Raw genomic sequence first — 22,895 nt, 5'->3', positions numbered from 1 at the left:
CGTTGAGCCGGCGGGGGTGTCTGGGTATAATGGCGCGCTTCCAATTTCCCGCTCGGGAGCCCCCGCGATGCTGCGTATCAGCCAAGAAGCACTTACTTTCGACGACATTCTCCTTGTGCCCGGTTATTCCGAGGTACTTCCTAACGAAGTCAGTCTGAAAACCCGTTTGACCCGTGGCATCGAACTGAATATCCCTCTGGTTTCCGCTGCCATGGACACCGTGACTGAAGCCCGTCTGGCAATTGCCATGGCTCAGGAAGGCGGTATCGGTGTGATCCACAAAAACATGACCGTCGAGCAGCAAGCTGCCGAAGTCCGCAAGGTCAAGAAGTTCGAAGCCGGTGTTGTCAAGGATCCGATCACCATCGAGGCTGATGCCACGGTACGTGACCTGTTCGAACTCACCCGCCTGCACAATATTTCCGGTGTACCTGTGCTGCACAATGGCGACCTGGTCGGCATCGTGACTTCTCGCGACGTGCGCTTCGAAAACCGTCTGGATGTTCCTGTACGTGAAGTGATGACGCCTAAAGAGCGTCTTGTCACTGTGCGTGAAGGCGCCGACAAGAATGAAGTGCGCGAGCTGCTGCACAAGCACCGCCTGGAAAAAGTCCTGATCGTCGATGGTCATTTCGCGCTCAAGGGCATGATGACCGTCAAGGACATCGAAAAAGCCAAGGCCTATCCGCTGGCAAGCAAGGATGACCAGGGTCGGCTGCGTGTCGGCGCTGCGGTCGGTACTGGCAAGGACACTGGCGAGCGCGTTACCGCACTGGTTGCCGCTGGGGTTGACGTTGTCGTTGTCGACACTGCTCACGGTCACTCCAAAGGCGTGATCGACCGCGTTCGCTGGGTAAAAGAAAACTTCCCTGAAGTCCAGGTCATCGGCGGCAACATCGCTACCGGCGCTGCTGCCAAGGCACTGGTTGCTGCTGGCGCTGACGCGGTCAAAGTCGGTATCGGCCCTGGCTCGATCTGCACCACCCGCATCGTTGCTGGTGTCGGCGTTCCGCAGATCAGCGCCATCGCCAACGTTGCCGCAGCCCTTGAAGGCACCGGCGTTCCGTTGATCGCTGACGGCGGTATCCGTTTTTCCGGCGACCTGTCCAAGGCCATCGTTGCTGGCGCAAGCTGCGTGATGATGGGTTCGATGTTTGCCGGTACTGAAGAAGCACCAGGCGAAATCGAGCTGTTCCAGGGTCGTTCGTACAAGGCTTACCGCGGCATGGGCTCGCTGGGGGCCATGTCCCAGGCTCAAGGTTCTTCGGATCGTTACTTCCAGGATTCGTCCGAAGGCGCCGAGAAGCTGGTGCCGGAAGGTATCGAAGGCCGTGTTGCCTATAAAGGTTCGCTGGCAGCGATCATCCATCAATTGATGGGTGGCCTGCGCTCCTCCATGGGTTACACCGGCAGTGCCGACATTGAAGAAATGCGCACCAAGCCTGAATTCGTGCGTATCACCGGTGCCGGTATGGCTGAATCCCACGTCCATGACGTGCAGATCACCAAGGAAGCGCCTAATTACAGGGTCGGCTAAAGCCGACCAGCTATAAGCTTCAAGCTTCTAGCTGCAAGCGATGGCTGTGGTGACGCAGCCATCGCGTACATCCCGATTAGCTTGCAGCTTGCGGCTTGAAGCTCGCAGCTGCTCTTCAGAGCCTTTCCCATGTCCATCGACATTCACGCCCACCGCATCCTGATCCTCGACTTCGGTTCCCAGTACACCCAACTGATCGCCCGCCGCGTGCGTGAAATCGGCGTGTATTGCGAGCTGCATCCGTTCGACATGGACGACGAAGCCATTCGCGAGTTCGCTCCAAAAGGCGTGATCCTCGCCGGCGGTCCCGAGTCTGTACACGAAGCCAACAGCCCGCGCTGCCCGCAAGCGGTATTTGACCTGGGCGTGCCTGTTTTCGGTATCTGCTACGGCATGCAGACCATGGCCGAGCAGTTGGGCGGCAAGGTTGCAGGTTCTGAGCTGCGTGAATTCGGCTACGCCCGCGTTGACGTAGTCGGCAAGAGCCGCCTGCTCGATGGCATCGAAGACCACATCGACGCCGATGGCCTGTTCGGCCTCGACGTATGGATGAGCCACGGTGACAAGGTCACCGAGCTGCCAGAAGACTTCCACATTCTGGCGAGCACCCCGAGCTGCCCGATTGCTGGCATGGCCAACGATACTCGTGGCTATTACGGCGTGCAGTTCCACCCGGAAGTGACCCACACCAAGCAGGGCGGCCGCATCCTGTCGCGCTTCGTCCTCGATATTTGTGGTTGCGAAGCGCTGTGGACTCCCTCGAAGATTGCTGAAGACGCCATCGCTCAGGTTCGCGCTCAGGTCGGTACTGACAACGTACTGCTGGGCTTGTCCGGCGGCGTTGACTCATCTGTGGTCGCAGCGCTGCTGCACAAGGCCATTGGTGATCAGCTGACCTGTGTATTCGTCGATAACGGCTTGCTGCGTCTGCACGAAGGCGAGCAAGTGATGGCCATGTTCGCCGAGAATATGGGTGTCAAAGTGATCCGCGCCAATGCTCAGGATCAGTTCCTCGACAATCTGGCCGGCGAAAGCGACCCGGAGAAAAAGCGCAAGATCATCGGTCGTACCTTCATCGATGTATTCGATGCGGAATCCTGCAAGCTGGACAACATCAAGTTCCTGGCTCAGGGCACGATCTATCCGGATGTCATCGAATCAGCCGGCGCGAAAAGCGGCAAGGCTCATGTGATCAAGTCGCACCACAACGTGGGCGGCCTGCCGGAAGAAATGAACCTCAAACTGGTCGAGCCACTGCGCGAGCTCTTCAAGGACGAAGTGCGTCGCCTGGGTCTGGAACTCGGCCTGCCGTACGACATGGTCTACCGTCACCCATTCCCTGGCCCAGGCCTTGGTGTACGGATCCTCGGTGAAGTGAAAAAGGAATACGCCGACCTGTTGCGTCGTGCCGACCACATCTTCATTGAAGAACTGCGCAAAGCCGACTGGTACCACAAAGTCAGCCAGGCTTTCGTGGTGTTTCAGCCGGTCAAATCGGTTGGCGTCGTTGGCGATGGCCGTCGTTACGCCTGGGTTGTCGCACTGCGCGCCGTGGAAACCATCGACTTCATGACCGCACGTTGGGCGCACCTGCCTTACGAGCTGCTGGAAACCGTCAGCGGCCGGATCATCAACGAAATCGAAGGCATCTCCCGCGTGACGTATGACGTGTCGAGCAAGCCGCCGGCGACCATTGAGTGGGAATGATCCCGCATAGCTAAACCTAAAAGCCCGCGTAATAGCGGGCTTTTCTGTGGCTGAGATCCAAGACGTTCTGCGCTAGAAATGAGGTTCGGGCGCAGGTCATGGCGCGCGGTGCAGGCATCATCGGTAAATCACATCGATACCCTGTCCAGTTGGGTCTTGGGTCAGGCTCCGCAAACCACCGACGGCCTGAAACGGTGAGGGGCTAAAACCATCGAAATCGTCGAATTTCCTTCAGTGCTTAACCCTTTCCCGTCGACCTGTACAGGGAACCTTCGCCCTACAAACCGCTCTATACAGGCCTTCTTAAAGCCTGTTCAGGGATCGAATGAAAACTTCTTTGGCGCTTCCGCTAGCACTCACTTTCGCGCTTGTCATGACCGGCTGCAGCAGCCGTCAGGCGGGTGATCTAACTTCAGAACCAGTAGTTCCGCTGGCCATGAATGACCATCAAGCGAGCGTGACTTTCCGCACCATAGGCGGCGAGGGTGGCCATCCTGTCAGCTACACGTACTGGTATGCCAATGGTGGATTTGAGAGTGCGGGTGATCGGGTTTATGACTCTGCTTACTTCAAGCGCATACCGGCTTATCTGAAGAAAATGGCCGGTGGTACTGACAGCATCAGTAAGTTGGTCGAGGCTGATAAAACGATGTACGTAGAAGGTGTGGTCAAGGTCAAACCGTTTACCTTCAATGGTATTCCCATGCCTACGCCGTTCGACAAGGAGCAGCCTGTAGCGCAGCAATTCACGCCGCAAGCCAAGAAGAATTACCTGGTAGAAACCGTGGTCGGCGACACGTGGGTCATGAGCGTATACGAAGTCTCTGCATCGGGTGAGCGCAAAGCCATTGGCGTTCCCAAAAAAGACGCCGCCGGAAACTGACCGCGCAGGGGAGTTCATGGATAGACCAATGAAGTGCGATGCCTGATACCGCCAAAAAGACTGACGGTATTGGTTGACGAGATATGCGTTTGAGAGAGTTCTATACTCACTGGTGTCCAGTGACGGCGATTCACCTGCCGCAACAAGGAGCCGGCCATGAACGACACCCAACAACTTGCTGCCTTGCGTATTGTTTTGATTGTTGTAGGTCTGATCGCTGTATTCGCGTTCTGGCCGCTGATGATCCTGTGGCCGTCCGGTTGGGCTTGGCACAGCGGGCATTCTGACTATCCGCTAATGATCGTCGGCATCTATGCGACGCTTGGCGTGTTCTTGCTGATTGCATCGCGTGATCCGGTGAAGCATTTGAGTCTGATTTGGTTCACTGTGTGGTCGAGTGTCGTGCATGGAGCAATCATGACCTGGCAGTCTTTTGTTGTCGGAACGGATGGAGTCAGCCATCTCGGCCATTTAGCCGGTGATGTGCCTGCCTTGTTCATCGCTGCTGCGGCGTTGGCGTTTTTCACGCCACGCGGCGATAAGTCGCTTGTACCGCATTGACCGTTCGCTGAATGATTGATCAGAAAGGCCGGGATAACCGTTGAGGTTGCCCGGCCTTTTTTATAAGCAGTATTTGGCAGCGTGGTCATTGCGACATATCGACGCTTAATTTTTCCCAAATGCAGGTGTATCTTATTCGCCCCTCGCATCGACTCTCAGATGCGGCTCGTGATGATTTTGAGGTACCTGCGCTTATGTCCTTTACCCGTCGACAAATACTCGGAGGCCTTGTAGGTCTTGCTGCAGTGGGGTTAGGAGCGGGCGGTGCTTCCCGGTATTGGCTGGGCCGTCGCGGGCCGGGGGAAGGGCATGACTTTGAATTGATCGCCGCGCCGCTGGATGTTGAGCTGGTGGCTGGACATCAGACGCCCGCCTGGGCTTTTGGTGGTTCTGCGCCGGGTACCGAATTGCGGGTGCGTCAAGGTGAGTGGCTGCGTTTGCGCTTCATCAATCACCTGCCAGTGGAAACCACCATTCACTGGCATGGGATTCGATTGCCGCTTGAGATGGACGGCGTGCCCTATGTCTCGCAATTGCCGGTCAAGCCTGGCGAATACTTCGATTACAAGTTTCGCGTGCCCGACGCTGGCAGCTACTGGTATCACCCCCATGTCAGCAGCAGTGAAGAGCTGGGCCGCGGGCTGGTCGGGCCGTTGATTATCGAAGAGCGCGAGCCGACCGGTTTCAAGCATGAGCGCACCGTCAGCCTCAAAAGCTGGCATGTGGACGAGGTGGGCGCGTTCACTGAATTCAGTGTGATCCGCGAGGCTGCTCGGGAAGGCACGGCAGGGCGGCTCTCCACCATTAATGGCATCCCTCAGGGGGTTATCGAGCTGCCGGCCGGGCAAATCACCCGTGTGCGGATTCTCAATCTCGACAATACCGTGACGTATCGCCTCAACCTGCCGGGCGCTGAAGCGCAGATCTACGCGCTGGATGGCAATCCGATCAAGCCGCGTCCGCTGGGCAAGGACTATTGGCTCGGCCCCGGCATGCGCATTTGCCTGGCGATCAAGGCGCCCCCAGCCGGGGAAGAGTTGTCCTTTCGTAATGGGCCTGTGCGTCTTGGCACGTTTCGTTCGGTTGCCAGCACAGAGGCTCCTGGCGAGTGGCCGCCGGAACTGCCAGCCAATCCCGTTGCGGAGCCTGATCTGGAAAATGCCGAGAAGCTCAACTTCAATTTTGAATGGGTCGGCTCGGTGTCGGTCAATGTCGACAACGGCAAACCGCCGAGCTTGTGGCAGATCAACGGCCAGGCCTGGGATATCACCGACAAGACCTGCGCGGATCGACCCATTGCGAAGCTGGAACTGGGCAAGAGCTATATTTTCGAACTCAAGAACATGACCCAGTACCAGCACCCGATCCATCTGCATGGAATGAGCTTCAAGGTCATCGCCTCCAATCGCAGAAAAATCATCCCGTACTTCACCGACACATTCCTGTTGGGCAAAAATGAGCGCGCCCAGGTCGCGTTGGTCGCTGATAACCCCGGCGTGTGGATGTTCCATTGCCATGTGATTGATCACATGGAGACCGGTTTGATGGCGGCTATCGAGGTTGCGTAAGAGCTGTCCCATCACGGGTAGATAAGTCCCGATAGATAAGTACCGCCCAGCCTCGAATAATTTGTATTTTATTGAACGCTCCTTAATTCACAGCAACAGGAGCGTTTAATTGGACAATTTTTCCATTTATGAGCCGGTCATCAGATGGATTCCTGCGAATCATGCGCCGCAGCCGCCGGCTTATTGCAGTTCGACCGTAAGTGGCGGATTTCCGCAAGATAATGTGCTCAGGCCTGGAGGATCCCGCCCGCACTTGCCGGTCATTGAGTACGAAGGCTATCAATACTGGTGTTTCCGCTATCGGGATCAACGTGATGCGATTTGTATGGTGGCTTACGATTCCGAGCTGATGATTAGCGGCGTCATTTCTCTGGAAGGGATAAAGGACGTCAATGTCATTCAAAGTGACTCATCCAACCGGACACTGGTTTTTTCAGAACCGGGCCAAGAGGACGATTACTTACAGTCCTGGTTCATTCTCAATGTGCGCAGCTGGATCGGCAGAGCGCCGTCCCCTGAAGATAATCAGTTGCTCGACATGCTGCCGGGTTGCGCGTTTACCTTGTGCAATGAGCACGGCCAATTGGTTTACGAGGCGGGGGTTCTGAATCTGGTCGTGATACCTGATGAAGTGACACGTCCAGATGCGTGGCTATTCGAAAAGGGCGCGCTGATTCATCAAAACAGCAAGCTTGGACTGGCCTTGAAGGCCGGGAAGCTGGTCTGCGAGCCTGTAAACAGTTCCTTACAGGAGCAGCAATGGCAGCTGACTTCCACAGGAGAGCTGTTCAATGTGGGTGGTCAGGGTGTCGTCAGCTATGACGATAACCGCGACATTCCCCTCGTCGTGGAACCCGCTTACGAAGTCTCCGAAAAGCATAAAGCAGTCTGGAAACTTGGCATCCCTAGACCTGAACCTGAAGTTGATCGCCCCAGAGCACCGGGAAAGATGCTGGTGCATAAGCTTGAAGTTATGGCTCGCCTGTCCGATGACTACTGGTCGGGCACCGGTGACGCTATTTTGTTGGCGTTAGGTTATCCGCACCAAGTCGTTACGCTGTTCGATGCTCCGCAACGTGGCGCCTGGGTCAACAAAGAACTTGATTTCCGAGAGCTACTGGGCAAACAGCACGTGACCATAACCGACCTGGCGGAAATCAATATTTATCAGGTGGGTAACAGTGTTTACGGATCCGCCTGGAAGCTGGAAAGTTTTGAGCTGATAGTGAACGGTTACTGCCGATATGGCGCATTCAAGAGCATGAATCGCTGGTTTGCCGGCGTTGGTGCGCGCAGGGAATTGGTTGCAAGCTGGCCGATCTATCCCTGGCTCTGGCGCAGTGACGACAATCGGCCCTTTGACTACAACGGCAAAACCTACCCTATGGGCCTGTTGCCCTATATTGGCGATCTCTTGCGCTGGCGTAATTAAGACCCTTCCAGCATCGACGGTGTAGGCCAGTTAATGGGCGTGCATGACGGGCGTCTGGTGGGTGAGAATCTCAAGACTCGCCGTACTGAATTGCTCAAGCCCAACTCGACGGGCGACAGTTACACCTGGGTCTATACCCCGGACGGCGCCATCATCTATAAGTTGTGGGATCACCGGGAAAGCCATGCCACCTATGTGCGTCACAGTCAGTTGGCCAGCGGGCAGCCGGTGATTTGCGCCGGGGAGCTCAGGATCATCCGGCAGCAGCAATTCTTTGAGGTGGAAGAGGTCATCGGGCTGATCAATGACGCGTCTGGGCATTACCGCCCGGATGGTGGCGCTTGTCTGGTTCCGTTCATGCGTAAGCTTCAGGACCTGGGCATATCCACCCTCAGCACCAGGCTGTCGTGGCGCTCTCGAGAATAGCGGGTCAAAACGGTGTGGAGTTACGCGCCGCACAGTTTTAGGATGTCGCCTTTTCCGGCTCCTACCCGCTTTGGGTCGCTATCGAGGTTTTCAGCATGCGTCAGCCACAGATCATCGACCGCAGTCGCGATCAGGACTTCATGCGCGAAGCGCTGGCGCTGGCAGCCCAGGGGGCGGCGCTGGGCGAAGTGCCAGTGGGCGCGGTGTTGGTGCAGGACGGCGAAATCATTGGCCGAGGCTTCAACTGCCCCATCAGCGGCAGCGATCCCAGTGCTCATGCCGAGATGGTCGCCGTGCGTGCGGCGGCTCAGGCAGTCAGCAATTATCGACTGCCGGGCAGCACCCTGTACGTCACGCTGGAGCCCTGCAGCATGTGCGCCGGACTGATCGTGCATTCGCGGATTGCCCGAGTGGTATACGGCGCGCTTGAGCCAAAGGCTGGCATTGTTCAAAGCCAGGGTCAGTTCTTCTCCCAGGGCTTTCTCAACCATCGTGTGTTGTTCGAGGGCGGGGTTCTGGGAGAGGAGTGCGGAGCGATGCTCAGCGAGTTTTTCAGGATGAGAAGGGCGAAGGGGTAATTAATCGTCTCTGAATGCTTTTACTGTGGGAGCGAGCTTGCTCGCGAAGAAGCCGGTGTAAACCCAGATGGCTTCTGGGCTCTGAATGATTCATTCGCGAGCAAGCTCGCTCCCACGGGGTTTCCATCACCTCGATGTCGAGGTAGACATCAAAGCGGTGGGTTCTCTTCAGGTGGTTTGGTCTTGTTCACGCCTGGCACATGCAAGTTGCCTTCCGCGACCTGGTTGCCTTCCAGTTGTGGCTGCGTGACCCAGGTCAGAATGTCGTAATAGCGGCGAATATTGGCAACAAAGTGCACTGGTTCACCGCCTCGGGCATAACCGTAACGTGTTTTGCTGTACCACTTTTTCTGCGACAGGCGCGGTAGCATTTTTTTCACGTCGAGCCATTTATTTGGATTCAGGCCCTCGTTTTCCGCCAATTTGCGCGCATCTTCCAGATGGCCGCTACCAACGTTGTAGGAAGCTAGAGCAAACCATGTGCGATCCGGCTCTGAAATCTTGTCGTCCAGCTGATCCTTTACGTAGGCAAAGTACTTGGCGCCGCCCTGAATGCTCTGTCTGGCATCCAGTCGGTTTGAAACGCCCATGGCTTGCGCGGTGTTCTGGGTCAGCATCATCAAACCACGCACGCCAGTCTTGGACGTGACGCTCGGTTGCCACAGCGATTCCTGATAACCAATAGCCGCTAGCAGACGCCAGTCGACCTGTTCTTTTTTGGCTGACGCCCGGAAGTGCTTCTCATACTTGGGAAGCCGTTCCTGCAAATGCTGGGCAAAGGTGTAGGCACCCATGTAGCCGAGAACGTCGACGTGCCCGTAATAGCGGTCTTTCAGACGTTGCAGGGTGCCGTTTTTGCTGACTTTGTCGAGGTAAGCGTTGATTTCGTTGAGCAGGCTGTTGTCTTCGCCTGCGGCGACAGCCCAGCGCTGCTCTTTGCCTTCGCCCAGATCGAACGCCACCCGGACATTGGGGAAGTACACCTGATTCATCGCCAGTTCGTTGGAGTCCACCAGCGTCAGGTCCGTCTGGCCTTCGTCCACCATGCGCAGCAGATCGACGACTTCAACCGCGTCGGATTCTTCATATTCGATGGCTGGATTTTTCGCTTTCAGCGCCGCCAGCTGTTCGGCATGGCTGCTGCCTTTGAGGACGGTGATGCGTTTGCCCACCAGATCACTGGCGTCGGTAGGCCGCGACTGCCCGTTTCGATAAATGACTTGCGGCGTGACATCAAGATACGGGTGAGAGAAGCGGACCTGCTTTTTACGTTGCTCGGTTTCGATCAAGCCGGCAGCGGCCAGCACCGGGCCGCCTGGTTTCTGCATCTGATCGAACAAATCATCGAGGTTGTCGGCGGTTTCGATTTTCAGCTCGACGCCCAGATCTTCGGCGAAACGCTTGACCAATTCGTACTCGAAACCGGTTTCACCGTTGCGATCCTGAAAATAGGTCGCCGGGCTGTTGCGGGTTACAACGCGCAGAACGCCATCCTCCTTTACTCGCTCCAGTGTGTTGGGTTTATCCACACAGGCGCTGAGCATCAGGAAGAGTCCGGTTGCGATGAGCCATCTGGCACAACGAGGGCGGAGATCTGATTGGGAAAACATCGGTGCAGTATACGCAAAGGACGACCGGTGCCATATCTCGACAGCGAGGCTAGGGTCTGCTAGAGCCGGGGCTCTGATCCGGCAAACTGGACCGGCCGACATCCGGACGCCTTCAATCTGCCCGTTTCGGATGCTCAAACACTCGGTTTAGGCTAGAATGCACGGCCTCAAAGCACACCCCTTCCCGAGGCTGTCCCGAAGATGTTGATCCTGCGCGGTGCTCCTGCCCTTTCTGCCTTCCGCCACAGCAAATTACTTGAGCAGCTGAAACAAAAAGTTTCGGCCGTCAGTGGCTTGTATGCTGAATTCGCCCACTTCGCTGAAGTTGCTGGCGATCTGACCAGCGAGGAACAGGAAGTTCTCGTTCGCATCCTGAAATACGGCCCAAGCGTGCCGGTTCAAGAGCCAAGCGGTCGGCTGTTCCTGGTGATGCCACGATTTGGCACTATCTCGCCATGGTCGAGCAAGGCCAGCGATATCGCCCGTAACTGCGGCCTGACCAAGGTCAAGCGTATTGAACGCGGGATTACCTTCTATGTAGAAGGCCTGTTCAATGAAGCTGACGCGCAAATCATCGCCGGCTTGCTGCACGATCGCATGACGCAGATGGTGCTGGGTTCTGTGCAGGAGGCCGAAGGCCTGTTCACTCACGCTGAACCCAAGCCGCTCACGGCAATCGATGTGCTGGGTGGCGGTCGCGCTGCGCTGGAGAAAGCCAACACCGAACTCGGTCTGGCCCTGGCTGAAGATGAAATCGATTATCTGGTCACCAGCTTCAATGGCTTGGGGCGCAACCCCCACGACATCGAGCTGATGATGTTTGCCCAGGCGAACTCCGAGCATTGCCGTCACAAGATCTTCAACGCCAGTTGGGATATTGACGGCGAAAGCCAGGAAAAAAGCCTGTTTGGCATGATCAAGAACACCTATCAGATGCACAGCGAAGGCGTACTGTCTGCTTACAAGGACAACGCTTCGGTGATCGTCGGCAGTGTAGCGGGTCGTTTCTTTCCGGACCCTGAAACCCGCCAGTACGGCGCGGTGCAGGAGCCAGTGCACATTTTGATGAAGGTCGAGACTCACAACCACCCGACGGCGATTGCTCCTTTCCCGGGTGCGTCGACGGGCTCCGGCGGTGAGATTCGCGACGAAGGCGCAACCGGTCGTGGTGCCAAGCCAAAGGCAGGCCTGACCGGCTTCACCGTGTCCAACCTGCAGATTCCCGGCTTCGAACAACCGTGGGAAGTGAACTACGGCAAGCCTGAGCGTATCGTCACCGCGCTGGACATCATGCTTGAAGGCCCGTTGGGCGGCGCTGCATTCAACAACGAATTCGGCCGTCCGGCACTGACCGGTTATTTCCGTACGTTCGAACAGTCCATCAGCACCCCGCATGGCGATGAGGTTCGTGGTTACCACAAGCCGATCATGCTCGCAGGCGGTATGGGCAACATCCGCGCCGAACACGTGCAGAAAGGCGAAATCACGGTCGGCTCCAAGCTGATCGTGCTGGGCGGCCCGGCGATGTTGATCGGTCTGGGCGGCGGTGCAGCTTCGTCGATGGCCACCGGTACCAGCTCTGCCGATCTGGATTTTGCTTCGGTTCAGCGTGAAAACCCTGAAATGGAGCGTCGCTGCCAGGAAGTCATCGACCGTTGCTGGCAGTTGGGTGACAAGAACCCGATCAGCTTCATCCACGACGTCGGTGCAGGTGGTTTGTCCAACGCCTTCCCCGAGTTGGTGAACGATGGCGGTCGCGGTGGCCGTTTCGAACTGCGTAACGTGCCAAACGACGAACCGGGCATGGCCCCGCTGGAAATCTGGAGTAACGAATCCCAGGAACGCTACGTGATGGCCGTGGGTGCTGCGGATTTCGAGCGTTTCAAGGAAATCTGCGAGCGTGAGCGTTGCCCGTTCGCGGTAGTCGGCGAGGCAACTGCAGAGCCACAACTGACCGTGACCGACAGTCACTTCGGTAACAACCCGGTAGACATGCCGCTGGAAGTACTACTGGGCAAGGCTCCGCGTATGCACCGCAGTGCTGATCGCGAAACCGAGCTGGGTGATGACTTCGACCCAAGCGTGCTGGATATCGAAGAAAGCGTGCAACGTGTTCTGCATCACCCGGCCGTTGCCAGCAAAAGCTTCCTGATCACCATTGGTGACCGCAGCATTACCGGTCTGGTTGCTCGTGATCAGATGGTCGGACCTTGGCAGGTGCCGGTGGCTGACGTGGCCGTGACAGCGACCAGCTTCGACGTTGAAACCGGCGAAGCCATGGCCATGGGCGAGCGTACGCCGCTGGCTCTGCTGGACGCCCCGGCATCCGGTCGTATGGCGATTGGTGAGACTCTGACCAACATTGCTGCCTCGCGCATCGAGAAACTCTCTGACATCAAGATGTCGGCCAACTGGATGTCTGCTGCCGGTCACCCTGGCGAAGACGCTCGTTTGTACGACACCGTAAAAGCAGTCGGCATGGAGCTATGCCCGGCTCTGGGCATCACCATTCCAGTGGGCAAGGACTCCATGTCCATGAAAACCCGCTGGAGCGATGAGGGCACCGAAAAGAGCGTGACTTCGCCGCTGTCGCTGATCGTGACCGGCTTCGCGCCGGTAACTGATATCCGCAAGACGATGACCCCAGAGCTGCGCATGGACAAGGGCGTTACCGACCTGATCCTGATCGACCTGGGCCGCGGTCAGAACCGCATGGGCGCTTCGATTCTTGCCCAGACTCACGGCAAGCTCGGACGTGTTGCACCGGACGTTGACGACGCTGAAGACCTGAAGGCGTTCTTCGCCGTCATTCAGGGTCTGAACGCCGATGGCCACCTGCTGGCTTACCATGACCGTTCCGATGGTGGTCTTTTGGTGACGGCGCTGGAAATGGCCTTCGCCGGCCACTGCGGTCTGAATCTGTACATGGATGGCCTGGCTGAAACTTCAGCCGAGCTGCCTGCGATTCTGTTCAACGAAGAGCTGGGTGCTGTTATCCAGGTTCGTCAGGACGCCACTCCGGACGTGCTCGCACAATTCAGCGCTGCCGGTCTGGAAGATTGCGTTGCGGTGATCGGTCAGCCGGTCAACAACGACGAAGTTGCAATCAGCTTCAATGGCGAGCCGGTGTTCGGCGGCCAGCGTCGTTTGCTGCAACGTCAGTGGGCGGAAACCAGCTACCAGATCCAGCGTCTGCGTGATAACGCCGAATGTGCCGATCAGGAATTCGATGCGCTGCTGGAAGAAGACAATCCAGGCCTGAGCGTCAAACTCGGCTTCGACGTCAACGAAGACATCGCCGCGCCTTACATCAAGACTGGCGTGCGTCCACAAGTCGCAGTATTGCGTGAGCAGGGTGTGAACGGTCAGGTTGAAATGGCAGCTGCTTTCGACCGCGCCGGTTTCAACGCAATCGATGTTCATATGAGCGACATCCTTGCCGGTCGTGTCGACTTGAACGACTTCAAGGGCATGGTCGCGTGCGGCGGCTTCTCCTACGGCGACGTACTGGGTGCCGGTGAGGGCTGGGCCAAGTCGGCATTGTTCAACGCTCGCGCTCGTGACGCCTTCCAGGGCTTCTTCGAACGTCAGGACAGTTTCACCCTGGGTGTTTGTAACGGTTGCCAGATGCTGTCCAACCTGCACGAACTCATTCCTGGCAGCGAATTGTGGCCTCACTTTGTGCGCAACCGCTCCGAGCAGTTCGAAGCGCGGGTCGCCATGGTGCAGGTCCAGGAATCGCCGTCGATCTTCCTGCAAGGCATGGCCGGTTCGCGTATGCCGATCGCCATTGCTCACGGGGAAGGTCACGCCGAGTTCGCCAGCGATGAAGCACTGGTTGCTGCCGATGTGTCCGGTACGGTAGCCCTGCGTTTCGTCGACAATCACGGCAAAGTCACCGAAGCCTATCCAGCCAACCCGAACGGTTCGCCGCGCGGTATCGGCGGCCTGACCAGCCTCGACGGTCGCGTCACCATCATGATGCCGCACCCTGAGCGGGTTTTCCGTGCCGTGCAGAACTCCTGGCGTCCGGAAGACTGGAACGAAGACGGTGCGTGGATGCGCATGTTCCGCAATGCGCGTGCCTGGGTGAACTGACACCGTGTACAAGCTGGCGTTCTTTGTACCTGAGAGCCATGTAGAGCAGGTCAAAAGTGCCGTATTCGCCGCTGGGGCAGGGCGAATCGGTGCTTACGATCAGTGTTCATGGCAGGTGCTGGGCCACGGCCAGTTCCGTCCGCTGGATGGCAGTCAGCCATTTATCGGGCAGGGCGGTGTGGTTGAGCAAGTGCAGGAGTGGAAGGTCGAGCTTGTCGTGGCTGACAAGCTGATTCATCAAGTGGTGGTGGCTCTCAAGCAGAGCCATCCCTACGAAACGCCGGCCTATGAGGTTTGGCGGCTGGAAGATTTCTAAGGTAATGGGTGGATTGATGTCGTGGGACCGGCTTTAGCCGGGAAGAGGCAAGTACATCCGCTGCATCTACTTTGGTAGAAACTCCGCTTTCCCGGCTAAAGCCGGTCCCACGTCCGATGTATGTAAGCAGTACCTTCTTTCTACGGCCTGATCTCAATCATCGTGCCGTCCTTCACCAGACCCCAGACCTCGCGCATATCGTTGTTCTTCATGGCGATGCAGCCGTTGGTCCAGTCCAGGGTATGGAAGTACCACTCCGGATACTCCTCATCCACCGGCGTGCCGTGAATCATGATCATGCTCCCGGGTTTTACACCTTCACGTTTCGAGCGTTCGGCGTCGGCTACGTTGGGGTAGGAGATGTGCATCGACAGGTTGTAGTTGGTACTGGTCTTGCGCCAGTCCAGCCAATAAAACCCTTCCGGCGTGCGCTGATCGCCTTCCATGAGTTTGGTCCCTTTGGGTTGCTTGCCCAGAGAAATGCGATACGTCTTCAAGGCTTCGCCACCGCTGATCAGCTGTAACTGCCGCTGGGATTTGAGGACCAGAACCTTTTCAATCTTGCGATCGGCGATGTTTTCGGTGTTGATCACCTTTTCGCCGACGATCTTCTGCTCGCTGCCCTTGGGAACAATGGTCTGAGTGAAAGATGCCTGGGACAACGGCATGAATGACAAGCACATAGCAGCGAGCAACCAACGCATCGAAACGGTATCCCTGAAGCGGCGCCTTGATGGGCTGGCCTGATTAAGTGTCTTGAATGGGCCGCGATGGCGGCAGGGCTTCGGTGCGCACAGGATAGAGCTGCTGGCGCCGATCTGCGAAAAAGCATTCTAGGGTACGGCGCACCGTCATGAAAGCCAGCTCCGACCATGGAATGTCGGCCTCATCGAAAAGACTCACTTCCAGGCTCTCGACCCCTGCGGCAAATTCAGGGACGGCCAGTTCGCCGCGATAAAACACATGGACCTGATTGATGTGTGGCACGTCGACCAGCATGTACAGATCCAGATCACCCAGGGTCGCGCAGGCCTCTTCAATGGTTTCCCGGCGAGCAGCTTGTTCCATGGTTTCGCCGTTCTCCATGAAACCGGCAGGCAAGGTCCAGAAACCCAGGCGCGGTTCGATGGCGCGGCGACACAAAAGCACCTTGTTATCGAGGACTGCCAGACAGCCTGCGACAATATTCGGGTTCTGATAATGAATAAAGTGGCAATGCCCGCAGACGTAGCGCAAACGGCTATCGCCTTCAGGGATGCTCTGGATGACCGGATTACCGCACTGGCTGCAGAATTTCATGGGGTCGTTCGATTGCTGAATTCAGTGGCTATCTTGGCGTGCCTGACAGGGGCTCGGCAAGCGACGAGTGAGTATCGTGTCGGCTTGTCCTACAAGGGGTTGGGCAGTTCGCCACTTTGGTGCATGATGCGGGGTAGGCAACAGATCGAGATTTCCCATGCTGGACGAGCTACTCCGCCGTGTAAGCAGTCATACGCCGAGCACTCTCGAAACGGATCGACGTTTTCCAGAGGCTGCGGTTTTGCTGCCGATTACTCGCAGTGCCGAACCGGAGCTGATCCTGACCCTGCGCGCCAGCGGGCTATCGACCCACGGCGGCGAAGTGGCTTTTCCGGGCGGGCGCCGAGACCCCGAAGACCTTGACTTGATATTCACCGCGTTGCGCGAAGCTGAGGAGGAGATAGGCTTGCCACCCGGCCTGGTCGAGGTGGTAGGTCCGCTCAGTCCGCTGATCTCCAAGCACGGGATAAAAGTGACCCCTTATGTGGGGCTGATCCCCGATTTCGTTGAGTATCGTCCCAACGATGCGGAGATCGCCGCTGTGTTCAGCGTGCCCCTGGAGTTTTTCCGTCAGGACACGCGTGAGCACACCCATCGTATCGACTACCAGGGTCGCAGTTGGTATGTGCCCAGCTATCGGTACGGTGAGTTCAAAATCTGGGGGCTGACGGCGATCATGATTGTTGAGTTGATCAATGTGCTCTATGACAGCAACATCAGCCTCCATCACCCGCCTGAACATTTTGTGATCTGAAAGTTAATGGATCGCAGAATGCATAAAGAAGAACCAGGAATAAAGATGGAAATCGAACGCCGCGTCGCTTCACCCTGCGTCAGCATCTGCGCGCTGGACGACGCCGACATCTGCCTGGGTTGCCAGCGTACCGTCAAGGAAATCACCGATTGGCATGCCATGGACAACGACCAGCGCCGTGCGGTGCTCAGGCTTTGCCATGAGCGTGCCGAGGCGGGTGGGTTGGTGTGGAAGCTATCCTGATCGAATGGTGCACCTCAGTCCCCTGTGGGAGCGGTGCTTGGTCTGGGGCGCATCCGGACGATAAGGTTTAGGCGATCCATCTGAAAAATCGCGGTGCTCTTATCGTCCGGATGCGGCCCAGACCAAGCACCGATCCCACAGGGTTGCACCTGCTGATACCATTGCTAACCTTTCCCGCCACATAAGCCTCGCCCATGCTCTTCCTGATCGCTTATATCAGCAGCGTTGTGCTGATCAATTTTGCGTTTTCCACCGCCCCTCATCTGGATGTCATCTGGTCGGCGTGGGGAGGCTTGGTGTTTGTATTGCGCGACATGGTGCAAACCCGTTTCGGTCACGGCGCTATCATCGCCATGCTGGCGGCACTGGTGTTGTCTTATGTGACCTCCGATCCGACCATCGCCCTGGCCAGTGCCACCGCTTTCGCTGTCTCGGAGTGTATCGACTGGCTGGTCTTCACCATCACCAAGCGCCCGTTGCACGACCGGCTGTGGCTCAGCTCGGCGTTGAGTATTCCGGTCGATACGTTCATCTTTTTCGGGCTGATCGACGCGCTGACCACGCCCGTGATCCTGACCGCGTTACTCTCCAAGTTTGCCGGTGTGACCGCCGTCTGGCTGATCATGGTCTGGCGAGCACGCAAGAACGCTTGCGCAGGCTGAGAATTTGTCGGGCTTCGTGGTAAATTGCGCGCCTTTCCCCACAGCGGTCGCTCGCACACTGGCGGGCTGCCCTCGATATCTGCTCCACGAGGACCTGACATGACTCAAATCGGAACTCCACTGTCGCCTATCGCGACCCGAGTATTGCTCTGCGGTTGCGGCGAGCTGGGCAAGGAAGTCGTGATCGAACTGCAGCGCCTGGGCGTTGAAGTGATCGCTGTTGATCGTTATGCCAATGCGCCAGCAATGCAGGTCGCCCACCGCAGCCATGTAATCAACATGCTTGACGGTGCCGCACTGCGGGCCGTCATCGAAGCAGAGAAGCCGCACTACATCGTGCCGGAAATCGAGGCTATCGCCACCGCCACTCTGGTTGAGCTGGAGGCCGAAGGCTTCACAGTGATCCCGACCGCCCGCGCGACACAGCTGACCATGAACCGCGAAGGTATACGCCGTCTGGCCGCTGAAGAGCTGGACCTGCCGACCTCGCCTTACCATTTCGCCGATACCTTCGAAGACTACAGCAAGGCCGTGGAAGACCTGGGCTTCCCTTGCGTGGTCAAGCCGGTGATGAGTTCTTCGGGCAAAGGCCAGAGCCTGCTGCGCACCGCTGACGACGTGAAAACGGCCTGGGATTACGCCCAGGAAGGCGGCCGCGCAGGTAAAGGTCGAGTCATCATCGAAGGTTTCATAGACTTCGAATACGAAATTACCTTGCTGACCGTGCGTCATGAGGGCGGCACGACGTTCTGCGCCCCTGTGGGCCACCGTCAGGAGAAGGGCGACTATCAGGAATCCTGGCAGCCGCAAGCCATGAGCCCGATTGCCCTGGCTGAATCAGAGCGCGTGGCCAAGGCGGTGACTGAGGCGTTGGGTGGTCGTGGTCTGTTTGGTGTCGAGTTGTTCATCAAGGGCGATCAAGTCTGGTTCAGCGAAGTCTCGCCGCGCCCGCACGACACCGGCCTGGTGACCCTGATTTCTCAAGACCTTTCGCAGTTTGCACTGCATGCCCGAGCGATTCTGGGGCTGCCAATTCCGTTGATCCGCCAGTTCGGGCCCTCGGCATCGGCAGTCATTCTGGTAGAAGGCCAGTCTACCCAGACCACCTTTGCCAATTTGGGTCAGGCCCTGAGCGAGCCTGATACCGCGCTGCGCCTGTTCGGCAAGCCTGAAGTCAACGGCCAGCGCCGCATGGGTGTTGCCCTGGCGCGTGACGAATCGATCGAAGCTGCACGTGCCAAGGCGACCCGCGCTTCACGTGCGGTAAAAGTTCAGCTGTAAGCACGCCCCATACTCTCGCCACGGTTGCCCTTCGGTAACCGTGGTTGGGTAGTTCAGCGGGCTGTTCGGGTGTTTTCACGAATGTAAGTGATCACGTCGCCCGGCGGGTTCCACATCAGTACGTCGAGGATCGACAGGTTTGCGATGAAAGCGTAAGGCAAGGTGTCATAGGCGTAAGTCGACAGATCCATAAAACGCAGTTCTATCCCTCGTTGCTGCCACTCGCTGGCAACGAAGATATCCCGCCCACCGGAAGCATTGATGTAACTACTCGCCCCCAGTTTGCTACTGATCTCCAGTGCCCACTGGCCGGGGTGCTGAATGGGTGGTAGCTGGAGTTCCATTTCTGAATATGGCGCCCAGCTGAAATTCAGGCCCATGTAATCGCAAGTGGCTCTGATAGTTTGGGTGTTCAACCCGCCAAGCCCGCCCTCCGTAAATGACGCGAACGCGGTTCTGGCCAATTCTCGCACGGGTTTGTAGAACGGCGCCTTGCCGCGATAGTGCTCTAGCTGGCCCAGGATTCGTTGCAGCGCTGCAGGGGGGTCAATCACAGTTGTGGACTGGATAGAGGTCCCAAGGCTGGCACTTACCGGGACACTGATGTACTGCCAGCCGCCTTTGCCATCGAGTATCCGGTTGCGGTTCATCCAACTCTTGCGGCAGTACTGCGCGGTGTCAAAGATCACTCCGCGTTTTACTGAAGCGATCAGTTGAAAGTACCCAAGGTAGGGGAAAAAGTAAGGCTGCATGACGCCGAGTGTGCTGTCCATGTGCTTCCTGAAAGACCGTTGATGATCAGACCGGTTTGCTCATGGTGTGGACTGCTACAAGGCTTTCATTGTCATGAAGACAGTCAGGCACCAAGGCAATTGATCGTTGCTCGGTATTTCAGAAATTCCCCGACGATTTGAGGATAGTCATCTCCGTGATTGGCGATGACCAATGGTAGCTTTATTAGTAGGTTGGCCGACCAGTGGTGTTAAATACTGGTCGGGTGTCAACAAAGTGACACGCGCTAGGTTTATGTGATTTTGTCCAGATCCGCGTCGCGTGTCTCCTTCAGGCACAGCACAGCAATCACGCTAATCAGCGCAGCTGCCGATACATACCCTCCAACCCAGCTCAAGCCGCCCATCGCTACCAGCTTCTGAGCGAAGAAGGGTGCAACCGAAGCTCCGACGATGCCTCCCAGATTGTATGCCGCTGACGCTCCGGTATAGCGAACCCGGGTGGGGAACAGCTCTGGCAGCATGGCGCCCATCGGCGCGAAGGTCACGCCCATCAGGAACAGCTCGATACACAGAAACAGCGCTACGGCCCAGGTCGTACCGTGGGTCAGCAAGGGTTCCATGGTGAATCCGGAAAGAATCGCCAGCACGCCGCCCACAATCAGCACCGGGCGCCGACCGAATCGGTCGCTGGCCCAGGCGGCAAGTGGCGTTGCTGCAGCCATGAACAGCACAGCGAAGCACAGCAAGGCAAGGAATGTCTCGCGACTGTAGCCGAGGGTCGAAACTCCATAGCTCAGGGAAAACACCGTCGAGATATAAAACAGCGCGTAGCAGACCACCATCGACGCGGCACCCAGCAGCATCGGGGCCCAGTACTGGCTGAACAGCTCCACCAGTGGCATTTTTACCCGTTCGTGGCGGGCGATGGCATTGGCGAAGATCGGGGTTTCTTCAAGTTTCAGGCGCACGTACAGGCCGACCATCACCAAGACCGCGCTGAGCAGAAACGGAATGCGCCAGCCCCATGAACGGAACTGCTCGTCGTTCAGAGTCATGGCCAGGGTCAGGAACAGACCATTGGCGGCCAGGAAGCCGATGGAGGGGCCGAGTTGTGGAAACATGCCGAACCAGGCTCGCTTGCCTTTCGGGGCGTTTTCCGTGGCGAGTAAAGCCGCGCCGCCCCATTCGCCGCCCAGCCCCAGGCCTTGGCCAAACCGCAGCACGCAAAGCAGTATGGGCGCCCAGGCACCGATGGTTGCGTAGCCCGGCAGGACGCCAATCAGCGTGGTGCACACGCCCATCAGCAGCAAGGACGCCACCAGCGTAGATTTACGCCCGATACGATCGCCGAAATGACCAAACAGTGCCGAGCCTAGTGGCCGGGCAAGGAAGGCAATGCCGAACGTCAGAAACGCCGACAGCATCTGTGCCGTGCCGGAGGTCTGTGGGAAAAATACCGGGCCGATCACCAGAGCGGCAGCGGTGGCATAGACATAAAAATCGTAGAACTCGATGGCGGTGCCGATGAAGCTGGCGGTAGCAACGCGGGTCGCGGAATTGGCCGGTCTGGCCTGAGCAAGTTCATTCTCATGAACGGCAGAAGTCGTCGTCATATGGGTATTCCTGACAGTCTCTCGCCTGTCGATGCGTCTTCAGGACAAACACCGGCGGCAACATTAATTATTGTTGGGGTACAGCGCTGATCAGGTTAGCCCGGATGTGGGCAGGGGGCTTGGTCACGCCAGGGGTAGGGCGGTGACCAAGAAGAAACGCGGTACATTTCAGGCTGAGTGACTGGCCGAATCACATGCGGCGCGGGTGGCACCGGGATCGGCGAGCTGGGTAAGCGGCTCGATTATAGGAAGGGTCCCGGGTGCATAACAAGCGTCTGATCAGACCGTTTGAATCCCACCGTGCTGGTTTTCAAACGGTCTGTGATGACGATCTAGTTGACGGCGCGGCTCGAGGTGTTCTGCCACATCAGCACGCGCGTGACACGATTGTCCTCGGTCTGCAGGATTTCCAGGCGATACGGCCCGATCTTCAGGCATACAGCGCTTTCGGGAATGGTTTCCAGCGCTTCGGTCACCAGCCCATTCAGGGTTTTCGGCCCATCGGACGGCAGGTGCCAGCCCAGACTCTTGTTCAGATCGCGGATTGAAGCTGCACCATCCACCACCAGACGCCCATCGGCCTGCGGGTGGATGTGCGGGTTGTCCAGGGTCTGCTCGTTTTCGAATTCGCCGACAATTTCTTCGAGAATGTCTTCCAGGCTGACGATGCCCAACACCTCGCCATACTCATCCACCACCACGCCCAAACGGCGCTGTTGCTTATGGAAATTCAGCAACTGCAATTGGAGTGGCGTGCTTTCCGGCACGAAGTAGGGCTCGTAGCAGGCGGCCAGCAACGCTTCCTTGGTCAACTGCGCCTGGGGTAGCAAGTGGCTGATCTGCCGGGTATTAAGGACGCCTTGAACCTGGTTGATATCGTTGTGGTAGACCGGCAGACGGGTGTGTCGGGAAATGATCAGGCGCTCGATGATCTGTTCAATGGAGTCATCCAGGTTGACGCCATCCACTTCGCTGCGTGGCACCAGGATGTCATTGACGGTGATGCTGTCCAGCGCATGAATGCCTGACAACACGGGCGAGCGGCCGGGATGATGCTCGTTGACGCCATCGTGATGCACATCATGTACATCGGCCGGCAACTCCTGGTCAGCATCCTGTTCTGCGGCGAGCTTGTGATTTCTCGCAAATGGACGCAGCAGATTGCTGGCAATGACGCTGAATACCCAGGCTAGCGGCCAAACCATCTTCATCGGTAAACGCAACAGGCCGTTCGCCATGTGCACAATGGCCGCCGGATGGCGCGCTGCGAGTCTGCGCGGGATGAGCTCGGCGAAGATCAGCGTCACGCTGGTTACCAGGATCCAGGCCAGCGTCGGACCGTTGTAGAACCAGTAATTGACCGCCAGCAGGGTGGCGATGACAGTGATCAGCACTTTGACCAGGGTGTTGCTGAAGATCAGGCTGGCCAGCTTGAATTCAAGCCTTGGCAGTGCGGCGCTGATACGTCGGTCAGCTCTGCGCAGCACCCTGAGCTGCTGATGAGCAGCTTCGATGGCTGTAAACAACGCAGACCAGAGGATCAGCAGGGCCACGACACCCAGCATGGGGCCGATAGGCAAATTATCCATAATC

Annotated in this window: 19 protein-coding genes and 1 pseudogene; 14 read left to right on the top strand and 6 right to left on the bottom strand. The window is 57.5% G+C overall.

Annotated elements, in window-relative coordinates:
- Positions 1-67 precede the first annotated feature (67 nt).
- The 8 genes from guaB to tadA all read left to right on the top strand — a co-directional run bounded on the left by guaB (position 68) and on the right by tadA (position 8,692).
- Positions 68-1,537: an IMP dehydrogenase gene (guaB, locus tag IV01_RS04270; protein ID WP_032630870.1), complete on the top strand. Its 1,470-nt coding sequence runs from the start codon at positions 68-70 to the stop codon at positions 1,535-1,537.
- Positions 1,538-1,666: 129 nt separating this feature from the next.
- On the top strand, positions 1,667-3,244 hold the full coding sequence (gene guaA / locus IV01_RS04275) for a glutamine-hydrolyzing GMP synthase (RefSeq protein WP_032630869.1): 1,578 nt from the start codon (positions 1,667-1,669) through the stop codon (positions 3,242-3,244).
- A gap of 325 nt (positions 3,245-3,569) precedes the next feature.
- Positions 3,570-4,127, top strand: a complete 558-nt coding sequence (locus IV01_RS04280; protein ID WP_032630868.1) for a hypothetical protein — start codon at positions 3,570-3,572, stop codon at positions 4,125-4,127.
- A gap of 156 nt (positions 4,128-4,283) precedes the next feature.
- Complete coding sequence (locus IV01_RS04285; protein WP_032630867.1) at positions 4,284-4,688, top strand: DUF6632 domain-containing protein; 405 nt, start codon at positions 4,284-4,286, stop codon at positions 4,686-4,688.
- 194 nt (positions 4,689-4,882) lie between these two features.
- Positions 4,883-6,256, top strand: coding sequence for a multicopper oxidase family protein (locus IV01_RS04290; protein WP_032630866.1), 1,374 nt, complete (start codon positions 4,883-4,885; stop codon positions 6,254-6,256).
- Positions 6,257-6,365: 109 nt separating this feature from the next.
- Entirely contained in the window at positions 6,366-7,688 is a 1,323-nt protein-coding gene (locus tag IV01_RS04295; protein WP_032630864.1) for a hypothetical protein, read from the top strand.
- Between the two features lie 33 nt (positions 7,689-7,721).
- Positions 7,722-8,114: a hypothetical protein gene (locus tag IV01_RS04300; protein ID WP_032630863.1), complete on the top strand. Its 393-nt coding sequence runs from the start codon at positions 7,722-7,724 to the stop codon at positions 8,112-8,114.
- Between the two features lie 95 nt (positions 8,115-8,209).
- Complete coding sequence (tadA, locus tag IV01_RS04305; protein ID WP_032630862.1) at positions 8,210-8,692, top strand: tRNA adenosine(34) deaminase TadA; 483 nt, start codon at positions 8,210-8,212, stop codon at positions 8,690-8,692.
- 149 nt (positions 8,693-8,841) lie between these two features.
- Here the strand turns inward: tadA and mltF are convergent, their stop codons facing one another.
- Positions 8,842-10,302, bottom strand: a complete 1,461-nt coding sequence (gene mltF, locus IV01_RS04310) for a membrane-bound lytic murein transglycosylase MltF (protein ID WP_080290387.1) — start codon at positions 10,300-10,302, stop codon at positions 8,842-8,844.
- 201 nt (positions 10,303-10,503) lie between these two features.
- Between mltF and purL the strand changes: the two genes are divergently transcribed.
- Both purL and IV01_RS04320 read left to right on the top strand, forming a co-directional pair.
- Positions 10,504-14,400, top strand: a complete 3,897-nt coding sequence (purL, locus tag IV01_RS04315) for a phosphoribosylformylglycinamidine synthase (protein WP_032630860.1) — start codon at positions 10,504-10,506, stop codon at positions 14,398-14,400.
- A gap of 4 nt (positions 14,401-14,404) precedes the next feature.
- Positions 14,405-14,716 (top strand): YqfO family protein, encoded by a 312-nt coding sequence (locus IV01_RS04320; protein ID WP_032630859.1) that lies wholly within the window; start codon positions 14,405-14,407, stop codon positions 14,714-14,716.
- A gap of 140 nt (positions 14,717-14,856) precedes the next feature.
- Here IV01_RS04320 and IV01_RS04325 read toward each other — a convergent pair.
- Positions 14,857-15,276: pseudogene (locus tag IV01_RS04325) on the bottom strand (L,D-transpeptidase family protein); the annotation flags it as partial.
- 187 nt (positions 15,277-15,463) lie between these two features.
- Entirely contained in the window at positions 15,464-16,015 is a 552-nt protein-coding gene (locus IV01_RS04330) for an NUDIX hydrolase (protein ID WP_032630856.1), read from the bottom strand.
- Positions 16,016-16,172: 157 nt separating this feature from the next.
- On the opposite strand from IV01_RS04330, the gene IV01_RS04335 reads away from it, so the two are divergent.
- The 4 genes from IV01_RS04335 (at position 16,173) to purT (ending at position 18,955) form a co-directional block, all read left to right on the top strand.
- The gene (locus IV01_RS04335; protein ID WP_032630855.1) at positions 16,173-16,769 is read left to right on the top strand and encodes a CoA pyrophosphatase; all 597 of its coding nucleotides are present in this window, start codon (positions 16,173-16,175) and stop codon (positions 16,767-16,769) included.
- 45 nt (positions 16,770-16,814) lie between these two features.
- Entirely contained in the window at positions 16,815-17,012 is a 198-nt protein-coding gene (locus IV01_RS04340; RefSeq protein ID WP_032630854.1) for a DUF1289 domain-containing protein, read from the top strand.
- Between the two features lie 194 nt (positions 17,013-17,206).
- Entirely contained in the window at positions 17,207-17,674 is a 468-nt protein-coding gene (locus tag IV01_RS04345; RefSeq protein ID WP_032630853.1) for a VUT family protein, read from the top strand.
- Positions 17,675-17,773: 99 nt separating this feature from the next.
- Positions 17,774-18,955 carry a formate-dependent phosphoribosylglycinamide formyltransferase gene (gene purT / locus IV01_RS04350; protein WP_032630852.1) on the top strand — a complete coding sequence of 394 codons (1,182 nt, stop codon included), beginning with the start codon at positions 17,774-17,776 and terminating at the stop codon, positions 18,953-18,955.
- Between the two features lie 53 nt (positions 18,956-19,008).
- Here purT and IV01_RS04355 read toward each other — a convergent pair whose 3' ends face one another.
- The 3 genes from IV01_RS04355 to IV01_RS04365 all read right to left on the bottom strand — a co-directional run bounded on the left by IV01_RS04355 (position 19,009) and on the right by IV01_RS04365 (position 22,891).
- Positions 19,009-19,728 carry a WbqC family protein gene (locus tag IV01_RS04355; protein ID WP_032630851.1) on the bottom strand — a complete coding sequence of 240 codons (720 nt, stop codon included), beginning with the start codon at positions 19,726-19,728 and terminating at the stop codon, positions 19,009-19,011.
- A 251-nt stretch (positions 19,729-19,979) separates the two neighbouring features.
- Positions 19,980-21,302 carry an MFS transporter gene (locus IV01_RS04360; protein WP_032630850.1) on the bottom strand — a complete coding sequence of 441 codons (1,323 nt, stop codon included), beginning with the start codon at positions 21,300-21,302 and terminating at the stop codon, positions 19,980-19,982.
- A gap of 332 nt (positions 21,303-21,634) precedes the next feature.
- Entirely contained in the window at positions 21,635-22,891 is a 1,257-nt protein-coding gene (locus IV01_RS04365; protein ID WP_032630848.1) for an HlyC/CorC family transporter, read from the bottom strand.
- Between the last annotated feature and the right edge of the window lie 4 nt (positions 22,892-22,895).

The sequence above is a fragment of the Pseudomonas syringae genome (assembly GCF_000737245.1).
GTDB lineage: Bacteria > Pseudomonadota > Gammaproteobacteria > Pseudomonadales > Pseudomonadaceae > Aquipseudomonas > Aquipseudomonas syringae_J.
This window is presented reverse-complemented; position numbering and strand designations above follow the sequence as displayed.

Coding starts and splice junctions, on each gene's coding strand:
- guaB (WP_032630870.1), top strand. CDS start 68: ATGCTGCGTATCAGCCAAGAAGCACTTACTTTCGACGACATTCTCCTT.
- guaA (WP_032630869.1), top strand. CDS start 1,667: ATGTCCATCGACATTCACGCCCACCGCATCCTGATCCTCGACTTCGGT.
- IV01_RS04280 (WP_032630868.1), top strand. CDS start 3,570: ATGAAAACTTCTTTGGCGCTTCCGCTAGCACTCACTTTCGCGCTTGTC.
- IV01_RS04285 (WP_032630867.1), top strand. CDS start 4,284: ATGAACGACACCCAACAACTTGCTGCCTTGCGTATTGTTTTGATTGTT.
- IV01_RS04290 (WP_032630866.1), top strand. CDS start 4,883: ATGTCCTTTACCCGTCGACAAATACTCGGAGGCCTTGTAGGTCTTGCT.
- IV01_RS04300 (WP_032630863.1), top strand. CDS start 7,722: ATGGGCGTGCATGACGGGCGTCTGGTGGGTGAGAATCTCAAGACTCGC.
- tadA (WP_032630862.1), top strand. CDS start 8,210: ATGCGTCAGCCACAGATCATCGACCGCAGTCGCGATCAGGACTTCATG.
- mltF (WP_080290387.1), bottom strand. CDS start 10,302: ATGTTTTCCCAATCAGATCTCCGCCCTCGTTGTGCCAGATGGCTCATC.
- purL (WP_032630860.1), top strand. CDS start 10,504: ATGTTGATCCTGCGCGGTGCTCCTGCCCTTTCTGCCTTCCGCCACAGC.
- IV01_RS04330 (WP_032630856.1), bottom strand. CDS start 16,015: ATGAAATTCTGCAGCCAGTGCGGTAATCCGGTCATCCAGAGCATCCCT.
- IV01_RS04335 (WP_032630855.1), top strand. CDS start 16,173: ATGCTGGACGAGCTACTCCGCCGTGTAAGCAGTCATACGCCGAGCACT.
- IV01_RS04340 (WP_032630854.1), top strand. CDS start 16,815: ATGGAAATCGAACGCCGCGTCGCTTCACCCTGCGTCAGCATCTGCGCG.
- IV01_RS04345 (WP_032630853.1), top strand. CDS start 17,207: ATGCTCTTCCTGATCGCTTATATCAGCAGCGTTGTGCTGATCAATTTT.
- purT (WP_032630852.1), top strand. CDS start 17,774: ATGACTCAAATCGGAACTCCACTGTCGCCTATCGCGACCCGAGTATTG.
- IV01_RS04355 (WP_032630851.1), bottom strand. CDS start 19,728: ATGGACAGCACACTCGGCGTCATGCAGCCTTACTTTTTCCCCTACCTT.
- IV01_RS04360 (WP_032630850.1), bottom strand. CDS start 21,302: ATGACGACGACTTCTGCCGTTCATGAGAATGAACTTGCTCAGGCCAGA.
- IV01_RS04365 (WP_032630848.1), bottom strand. CDS start 22,891: ATGGATAATTTGCCTATCGGCCCCATGCTGGGTGTCGTGGCCCTGCTG.